8 protein-coding genes are annotated in these 8,961 nt (G+C 75.8%); 4 read left to right on the forward strand and 4 right to left on the reverse strand.

Features of this window, described 5'->3' with window-relative positions; genetic code table 11:
* Nucleotides 1-119: 119 nt before the first annotated feature.
* Both AB6N23_RS15440 and AB6N23_RS15445 read left to right on the forward strand, forming a co-directional pair.
* Nucleotides 120-794, forward strand: coding sequence for a hypothetical protein (locus tag AB6N23_RS15440; RefSeq protein ID WP_412866887.1), 675 nt, complete (start codon nt 120-122; stop codon nt 792-794).
* A complete protein-coding gene (locus AB6N23_RS15445) occupies nt 791-1,174 on the forward strand; it encodes a hypothetical protein (RefSeq protein ID WP_412866888.1) in 384 nt (127 codons plus the stop codon). Before AB6N23_RS15440 ends, AB6N23_RS15445 begins: the two co-directional genes overlap by 4 nt.
* Before the next feature lie 78 nt (nt 1,175-1,252).
* Here AB6N23_RS15445 and AB6N23_RS15450 read toward each other — a convergent pair whose 3' ends face one another.
* The 4 genes from AB6N23_RS15450 to guaA all read right to left on the reverse strand — a co-directional run bounded on the left by AB6N23_RS15450 (nt 1,253) and on the right by guaA (nt 5,150).
* Nucleotides 1,253-1,720 carry an aromatic ring-opening dioxygenase LigA gene (locus tag AB6N23_RS15450; protein ID WP_412866889.1) on the reverse strand — a complete coding sequence of 156 codons (468 nt, stop codon included), beginning with the start codon at nt 1,718-1,720 and terminating at the stop codon, nt 1,253-1,255.
* 184 nt (nt 1,721-1,904) lie between these two features.
* Nucleotides 1,905-3,083, reverse strand: a complete 1,179-nt coding sequence (locus tag AB6N23_RS15455) for a glycosyltransferase family 4 protein (protein WP_412866890.1) — start codon at nt 3,081-3,083, stop codon at nt 1,905-1,907.
* A 1-nt stretch (nt 3,084) separates the two neighbouring features.
* Complete coding sequence (locus tag AB6N23_RS15460; protein ID WP_412866891.1) at nt 3,085-3,525, reverse strand: DUF3817 domain-containing protein; 441 nt, start codon at nt 3,523-3,525, stop codon at nt 3,085-3,087.
* Between the two features lie 38 nt (nt 3,526-3,563).
* Nucleotides 3,564-5,150, reverse strand: coding sequence for a glutamine-hydrolyzing GMP synthase (gene guaA, locus AB6N23_RS15465; RefSeq protein WP_412866892.1), 1,587 nt, complete (start codon nt 5,148-5,150; stop codon nt 3,564-3,566).
* Nucleotides 5,151-5,269: 119 nt separating this feature from the next.
* Between guaA and AB6N23_RS15470 the strand changes: the two genes are divergently transcribed.
* Both AB6N23_RS15470 and AB6N23_RS15475 read left to right on the forward strand, forming a co-directional pair.
* Nucleotides 5,270-7,114 (forward strand): ABC transporter transmembrane domain-containing protein, encoded by a 1,845-nt coding sequence (locus AB6N23_RS15470; protein WP_412866893.1) that lies wholly within the window; start codon nt 5,270-5,272, stop codon nt 7,112-7,114.
* On the forward strand, nt 7,111-8,871 hold the full coding sequence (locus AB6N23_RS15475; protein WP_412866894.1) for an ABC transporter ATP-binding protein: 1,761 nt from the start codon (nt 7,111-7,113) through the stop codon (nt 8,869-8,871). The genes AB6N23_RS15470 and AB6N23_RS15475 overlap by 4 nt, the downstream gene beginning before the upstream one ends.
* Nucleotides 8,872-8,961: the final 90 nt, after the last annotated feature.

Genomic DNA, 8,961 nt, shown 5'->3' on the forward strand with positions numbered 1-8,961 from the left:
CCTCCTCGCGCGTCGACCAGCCGCGGAACATCCCGACGACGTGCTCGTAGTAGTCCGCGGCGCTCATGCGGTAGTCGACGGCGAGCGTGACGCCGGCGGCCACGACGTCGGCCGGCAGCGTGAACCGCCGCGGCGCGGACGGCGTCACCGTCGGCGCCGTCATCGGTCTCGCGGCGATCGGCCTCGCGGCCCTCCTGGTCGGCGAGCGCACCGACGTCTTCGACGGACCGGTCGGTCTCACGGCCGGCGGCGTCGCGCTCGTCCTCGCGGGGCTCGGCATCGTGACCCTCGGCGCACGCGGCCGCAGCAGCGGCGTGCTCGGGTTCCTCGCGATCGTCACGGCGCTCGTCGTGCTGCCGCTGGCCGTGTTCACGCAGGGAGAGCGCGAGGACTGGTGGAGCCAGCCGTCCGACTGGCGGGACGACCGCGTCGAGCTGCTGTACTCCGACCGCGAGGAGGCGGCCCGCGGCATCGACGTGGGCGTCGGCCAGACCGTCGTCGACCTGACCGCGGTCCCGATGGCCGACGAGCAGCTGCGCGTCCCGCTGACGATGGGCGCGGGCGAGATGACGGTCGTCGTGCCGGCCGACGCGGCCGTCGAGGCGCACGTGTCGTCGGGCGTCGGCGCGGTGCGGTGGGAGCTCGACGGGCGCACCCGCACGCACGACGGCATCGGCGTCGGGGACATGACGTTCCGCGACGACGACACCACCGAGTCCGGCGAGGCCGACCTGGTGCTCGACATCAGCTCGGGCGTCGGCGAGGTCCGGATCATCGAGGAGGACGCAGCATGAGCACCGACGAGACCCGGCCGCTGCCGGTGGACGCGACGCAGCCGCTGCCGCCGGACGACGGCACCGAGCACCGCACCGAGCACCGCACCGAGCAGGGCACGGCGGACGCCACGACCGACGCCGGAGCGGCGGACGCCACGACCGACGACGCCGACGCAGCGGCACCGACCCGCGACCGGGTGCGCGTGGGCACGATCGTGTGGGGCCTCGTCATCGCCCTGCTCGGCGCAGGGGTCCTCGTGATCGCCGCCGGGTACACGATCGACCTCGAGCTCGCCGCGATCGGGCTCCTGGTCCTCGCGGGCCTCGCCCTCATCGTCGGCCCGCTCGTGGCGAACGCCCGCCGCCGCACGGACGACCCGGCCGGCTCGCGCGGCTGACGCGCCGGCGCACGCGGCGAGGGCCGGTACCCGACCCGGGTACCGGCCCTCGCGGCGTGCGTGCGGCCCTGCGGTGTCTCAGACGGAGACGGGCTCCGCGGCGGCGACCGCCGGGGCGTCCAGGCGGACCGCGACCCGGCGCAGCGCCTCACCGGTGACGATGAGGACGACACCGAGGCCGAAGACCAGCAGCGCGACGCCGAAGGCGACGACCGAGGTGAAGAGCGAGGCCCGCAGGAACGAGCCGTTCATCATCGTCTCGCGGACCGGGTCCTCGCGGTCCAGCTGCGAGTAGGTCTTGCCGCCCGACGCGTCGAGCGCGTGGTGGTTGATGATGTCGGCCTGCGCCCACGCCTCCCACGGCGTGTCGACGAGCTCCCCGGCGAAGGAGGAGGCGTCCTCGGCGACGGTGATCTGCTCGTTGCGCAGGTTGCCGGAGACGAGCGCCCACGTGGCCGTGCCGGCGACGGCGAAGATCACGCCGAACACCATCACCACGACGGCGAGGGCCTTGAGGTGGGCGGGCTTGCGGACTGCTGCGGACATCGGACTCCCCGATCCTTCTGCTTCTCCCCGAAGCGGGCCCGTCCCCTCGGGGAGCGGTCCCGGTGAGCTGTTCTGCTCACGTGACCACTCTGCGCCCGCGTCGCGCCCGCGCCCTGGGACCCTGGTCCCGCGTCCGGGAGCACGCACCGACGGGATCTGCCCCGGACCGGGCGCTGATCAGGACCTAGGGCCTGACCTGCGACGACGCACCGGGACCCAGGACCCCGGCCGGGCCTGCCGCGAGGACCGCGGCGCGCGCGTACTCCGCCTCCGCCGCCGCCAGCACGTCGTCCCACGCGAAGGCGGGGCGGACGGTCCGGACGTGCGCGCGCAGCCGCGCGAGGAGGTCCCGGTCCTCGGCGAGGAGCACCACGGCCTCGGCCATCTCGGCGTCGTCGGCGACGAGGAAGCCGTCGCGCCCGTCGGCGACGAACTCCGCGATCCCGGTGCCCCGGTGCGCGAGCACGACGAGGCCGGCGGTGCGGGCCTCGAGCGCCGCGATGCCGAACGCCTCGAGCCGGGCGGGGGCGAGGAAGACGTGCGCGTCGGCGTACGCGGCGCGCAGCTCGTCCCGGGGCAGACGCCCGGCGAGCGTGACGACGTCGTCGAGGCCGAGCGCCGCCACACGCGCGGCGAGGGCGTCCCGCACCGGGCCGTCGCCGATCACCGTGAGGTGCAGCGCGCCGGGCGGCAGGCGGCGCGCGGCCGCGGCGACCACCTCGACGAGCGGCACGGCGCGCTTGCGCGGGGCGAGCCGCATGGTCGCCACGAGCCGCACCGGGCCGTCGGCGGGCGCCTCGGCCGTCGGTGCGGGCGCCCAGCGGTCCGCGTCGATCCCGTTCGGCACGACCGCGACGTCGGCGCCGCCGAACAGCTCGCGCACCCGGTCCGCCGCCGCGGTGCTGACGGCGCTGAGGGCCGCCCGGGGCCGCGCCCAGCCGGTGCGCCGCACCAGCGCCGACCCCGGCCCCGCCACGCCGTCGAGCATGCAGTGCCACGTGACGGCCGTCGGCAGGCCCGCCGCGGTGGCGAGGCGGGCGCCGTCGAACGCGAACGGCGACAGGACACCCGCGTGCACGTGCACCACGTCCGGCCGGACCGCCGCGAACGCGTCGCGCAGCAGCCGCGGGCCCGCGACGGGGTTGACGGGCAGGCCGAACGGCAGGCGCGCCCCGAGGCGGTGCACGTGCACGCCGCCCTCGACGTCGACGACGCCGCCACGCTCGCCGCCCTCACCGAGGGTCGCGGTGAGCACGTGCACCTCGTGCCCGGCCGCGGCCTGGTGCCGGGCGAGGTCGCCGACCTGCGTCTCGATGCCGCCCGTGCGGGGCGCGAAGCAGTCGGAGACGTGGACGACGCGCACGTCAGGCGGCGGGCGCCGCGCCGGCCGCCTGGTCGATGCGGGCCTGCGCCTGCGCGTGCACGCGGCGCTCGAGCACGAACGACATGACGGGCACGACGCCCGCGAGCGCCATCGTGACGAGGCGCCCGAGCCGCCACCGCAGCGTCGACCACAGGTCGAACACCGTCACCAGGTACACGACGTACACCCAGCCGTGCACCATCGCGATGATGCGCGCGGCCTCCGAGCGGGGGTCGCCCTCGACGGTGAACCCCGGCACCTGCAGCACGTACTTGAGCACCATCTCGACGCACAGCAGCAGGAGCATGGCGCCGGTCACCCACGCCATGACGCGGTAGCGCCGCAGCGACCCGGTCGCCTTGCGCACCCAGGTGGCGGTGGTCGCGGACGGGGCGGCGCCCCGGGCGGTGCCGGCGGTCGCGGGGTCGGGCTGGGTGGTCACGTCGTCCTCTCGTCGGTCCGTCGGGGTCGGGCGGGAGGTCACTCCCACTCGATGGTGCCCGGCGGCTTGCTCGTGACGTCGAGGACGACCCGGTTGACCTCGGGGACCTCGTTGGTGATGCGGGTCGAGATGACCTGCAGGACGTCGTACGGCAGGCGCGTCCAGTCGGCCGTCATGGCGTCCTCGGACGAGACGGGCCGCAGCACGACCGGGTGGCCGTAGGTGCGGCCGTCGCCCTGCACGCCGACCGAGCGCACGTCGGCGAGCAGCACGACCGGGCACTGCCAGATCTCGCGGTCGAGACCGGCGCGCGTGAGCTCCTCGCGGGCGATGGCGTCGGCCGCGCGCAGCGTCTCCAGCCGCTCGGCCGTCACGGCGCCGACGATGCGGATGCCCAGCCCGGGGCCGGGGAACGGCTGGCGCCACACGATCGACTCCGGCACCCCGAGCTCGAGGCCCACGGCGCGCACCTCGTCCTTGAAGAGCGTGCGCAGCGGCTCGACGAGCTCGAACTGGAGGTCCTCGGGCAGACCGCCGACGTTGTGGTGCGACTTGATGTTGGCGGCGCCCTCGCCGCCGCCGGACTCGACGACATCGGGGTACAGCGTGCCCTGCACGAGGAACTGCACGGTCTCGCCGTGCTCGCCGGCGTCCTCGACGACCTCGCGCGCGGCGTCCTCGAACACGCGGATGAACTCGCGGCCGATGATCTTGCGCTTGGTCTCCGGGTCGCTCACGCCGTGCAGCGCGTGCAGGAACCGCTCGCGCGCGTCGACGACCTTGAGCCGCACGCCCGTCGCGGCGACGAAGTCCTGCTCGACCTGCTCCGCCTCGCCCGAGCGCAGCAGCCCGTGGTCGACGAACACGCACGTGAGCTGGTCGCCGACGGCGCGCTGCACGAGCGCGGCCGCGACGGACGAGTCGACGCCCCCGGACAGGCCGCAGATCACCCGGGCGTCGCCGACCTGCGCACGGATGCGCTCGACCTGCTCGGCGATGACGTTGCCGGGGTTCCAGTCGGCCGCGAGGCCCGCGCCGCGGTAGAGGAAGTTCTCGAGCGCCTTCTGGCCGAGCGGGGAGTGCTTGACCTCCGGGTGCCACTGCACGCCGTACAGGCGGCGCTCGCGGTCCTCGAAGGCCGCGACCGGGCTGCCGGCGGACGTCGCGAGCACGTCGAACCCGGGCGGGGCCGCGTGCACGGCGTCACCGTGGCTCATCCACACCGTCTGCTGCTCGGGGCTGCCCTCCAGCACGGTGCCCGCGTCGGTGACCTCGACGGCCGTGCCGCCGTACTCGCGCTGGCCCGTCTGCGCGACCGTGCCGCCGAGCGCCTGCGCCATCGCCTGGAAGCCGTAGCAGATGCCGAGCACCGGGACGCCGGCCTCGAACAGCTCCGGCCCGACGAACGGCGCACCCGTCGCGTACACGGACGACGGCCCGCCGGACAGGATGATCGCGGCCGGGTCCTTGGCCAGCAGGTCCTCGACCGACGCCGTGTGCGGCACGATCTCGGAGTACACGTTGGCCTCACGCACCCGCCGCGCGATGAGCTGCGCGTACTGGGCGCCGAAGTCGACGACCAGGACGGGACGGTGGGTGGTGGCGGGCTCGGGGGGCTGCGTCACGCCCCACAGCCTAGTTGCGGCCGGGCACCGTCCCCGCACGGTCCGGGGAGACGGTCCCGGGCGAAGGCCCCGGAAAAGGTGTTCCGGGTCTGTCGGTCCTCGCACGTAACGTGAGGCCGGTGCGCTCCCTGCCCCTCGCCGACCCCGGCACCCCGCCCCTGCGCGGCCCCGTCACGTACCTGTGGTGGGTCGCCCGCCGGCAGTGGGGCATCCTCCTCGCCGCCGTCGCGTGCGGCGTCGTCCTCTTCGGCTGCCAGGCGTTCCTGCCGTACCTGACCGGGCAGGCGATCGACGACGGGCTGGCCGACGGGTTCGGCCCGGGCGTCCTGCGGGCCACCGGGCTGCTGCTCCTGCTCGGGCTCGTCAGCGCGGGCGCGGGGGCGCTCGGTCACCGGTACGACGTGCAGAACTGGCTGCGCGCCGCGTTCACGACGTCGCAGCTGGTCGGCCGCACGGCGGCCCGGTCCGGTGCGGCGATCACGGCCGAGCTGCCCACCGGCGAGGTGGTGTCCGCGGTGGCGAACGACGCGCTGCGCGTGGGCGAGGTGTACGCGACGCTCGCGCGGTTCGTCGGCTCGCTGGCGGCCTACGCGGCCGTCGCGGTGCTCATGCTGCGCGTGTCGGTGCCGCTGGGCGTCATCGTGCTCGTGGGCCTGCCGACCGTCGCGGCCGTGCTCGGCCTGCTGGTCCGGCCGCTGCAGCGCCGTCAGGCGGCGCAGCGCGAGGCGTCGGGACGCCTGACCACGCTGGGCGCCGACACGGTCTCGGGCCTGCGCATCCTGCGCGGCATCGGCGGCGAGCAGGTGTTCACCGGGCGGTACCGGAGCCAGTCGCAGCTCGTGCGGCGCCGGGGCGAGGAGGTCGCGGTCACGCAGTCGTGGCTCGACGCGCTCCAGGTGCTGCTGCCGGGCCTGTTCGTCGTCGCGCTCGTGTGGGTGGGCGCGCACATGGCGCTGGAGGGCACCATCACGCCCGGCGAGCTCGTCACGACCTACGGCTACGCGGCGTTCCTCGCCTGGCCCGTGCAGAACGCGACGATGATGCTGCAGGCCACCACCCGCGCCCACGTCGCGGCCCGCAAGGTCCTCGCGGTGCTGCGCGTCGTGCCCGCGACGGGGGTGCGGGCCGCCACGTCGACGCCGCCCCCGGCCGGGTCCGCGCTCGTCGACGAGGCCAGCGGCGTCACGCTCGAGCCCGGCCGGGTCGTGGCGCTCGTCAGCGCCGACCCGGACGAGTCCGCGCGCATCGCCACGCGGCTCGGCCGGTTCGACGACGAGGCGGAGGCGGCGACACCGGTGCGCCTGGGCGGCGTGCTGCTCGCCGACCTGCCCAAGGACGTCGTCCGCGAGCGCGTCGTCGTCGCCGAGGCCATGCCGCACCTGTTCTCCGGCCCGCTCGCGCAGGAGCTCGACGTGCGCGGCACGGGCGCGCGCGACGAGGTGCTGCGCGCGATGGCGCTCGCCGACGCGCAGGACGTGCTCGACTCGGTGCCGGACGGCATCGACGGCGAGCTGCCCGAGAAGGGCCGCTCGCTGTCCGGGGGCCAGCGCCAGCGCGTCGCGCTCGCCCGCGCGCTGCTCACCGAGGCCGAGGTGCTCGTGCTCGTCGAGCCGACGAGCGCCGTCGACGCGCACACCGAGGCCCGGATCGCCGCACGCCTCGCCGGCTCCCGTCGCGGGCGCACGACGCTCGTCGTGACCGCCAGCCCGCTCGTGCTCGACCACGTCGACGAGGTCCAGCTCGTGCGCGACGGCGTGCTCGTCGCGCGCGGCACGCACGCCGGCCTGCTCGACGGGGCGGCAGGGCCCCGCGTCGCGGCGGAGTACCGCCGCGTCGTCGGCCGGCGGATGGACGACGACGCCGCGGCCGCGCCGCAGGACCACGACGTGCCGGAGGACCTGCCGGCACCCGCGCTCGCCGCACCCGGCGCGCGCGACGACCACGACCACGGGGGTGAGGCATGAGCACGGCCACCACGCTGCCCGTCGCCGACGGCGACGTCGTGCGGCGGTACGCCGGCGGCCTGCTGCGCCGCAACCGCCGCCCGCTCGGGCGCATCGCGCTCCTGCACACGCTCGCGGCCGTCGCCGGCCTGGCGGGGCCCTGGCTCCTCGGGCGCCTGGTCGACGCCGTCACGGCCGGCACGACCGCGCGGTACGTCGACACGCTCGTCGCCGTCGGCGTGGTCGCCGTCCTGCTGCAGACCGGGCTGATCCGGTACGCGCAGCGCGCGTCCATGCTGTTCGGCGAGGAGGTGTTCGCCCAGCTGCGCGAGGAGTTCGTCGAGACGGTGACGGCCCTGCCGCTGTCCACCGTGGAGCGCGCCGGCACGGGCGACCTCGTCGCGCGCACCACCAACGACGTCAACAAGCTGCAGCACGCCGTCCGGTTCGGCGTCCCGCGCGTCATCGTCGCGGTCGTCACGATCGGCCTCACCGTCGCCGCCTCGGTGCTGCTGTCGCCGCTCGTGTCGCTCGGGCTGTTCGTCGGCGTGCCGTCGATGGTGCTCACCGTGCGCTGGTACCTGCGCCGCGCGACGCCCGCCTACGTGCGCGAGGCCGCGACGTACGCGGTGCTCAACGGCACCATCACGGAGACGGTCGAGGGCGCGCGCACGGTCGACGCCCTCGGGCTCGCCGCTCGCCGGACGCGCCGCATCGACGCGGACCTCGCCGACGCGTTCGACGCCGAGAAGGTGACCCTGCGCCTGCGCACGGTCCTGTTCCCCGCGATCGACCTCGCGTTCGTGCTCGCGCCCGTCGCGGTGCTGCTGTGGGGCGGGTGGCTCGCCGCGGACGGACGCGTGACGCTCGGCGCGGTGACCACGATCGTGCTCTACGCGTACCAGATGGCCGGCCCGGTGTGGGAGCTCATCTTCTGGGTCGACGAGATCCAGGTCGCCGCCACCGCGCTCGCGCGGATCGTCGGCGTCCAGCTCGTCGCGCCGGACCGCGAGGCGACGGGGGCGACGCCGACGGACGAGCGGATCGCCACGCGGGGGCTGCGCTACGCGTACCGGGAGGGGCACGACGTCCTGCACGGCATCGACCTCGACCTCGCCCCCGGCGAGCGTCTCGCGGTCGTGGGCCCGTCGGGCGCCGGCAAGTCCACGCTCGGCCGGATGATCGCCGGGATCCACCCGCCCACCGGCGGCACCGCGACCGTGGGCGGCGTGCCGCTCGTCGACCTGCCCCTCGACGACCTGCGCGGCCACGTCGCGCTCGTCACGCAGGAGCACCACGTGTTCGTCGGGACGCTCGCGGACAACCTGCGCCTCGCGCGGGTCGGCGCGGACGACGCCGAGCTCGAGCACGCGCTGCGCGCCGTCGACGCGTGGGACTGGGTGCAGGCCCTGCCCGAGGGTCTCGCCACCGAGGTCGGCTCGGGCGGGGCGCCGCTCACGCCCGCGCAGGCGCAGCAGGTCGCGCTCGCGCGGCTCGTGCTGCTCGACCCGCACACCCTCGTGCTCGACGAGGCGACGTCGCTGCTCGACCCGCGCGCCGCGCGGCACCTCGAGCGGTCGCTGTCGGCGGTGCTCGCCGGGCGGACGGTCGTCGCCATCGCGCACCGGCTGCACACCGCCCATGACGCCGACCGCGTCGCGGTCGTCGACGGCGGGCGGATCAGCGAGATCGGCTCGCACGAGGAGCTCGTCGCCGCGCGCGGCGAGTACGCGGCGCTGTGGCACTCGTGGCAGCACGAGTCGTCCGACCGCAGCTGACGAACGGCGGCCGGCCCGCCGCACCGGACCGGCGCACGTGACCGGTCGCACCCGGGCCGGCGGCACCCGGGCGGACGCGCCCGTCGGCGC

This window comes from Cellulomonas pasadenensis, assembly GCF_047229365.1.
Lineage (GTDB): Bacteria > Actinomycetota > Actinomycetes > Actinomycetales > Cellulomonadaceae > Cellulomonas.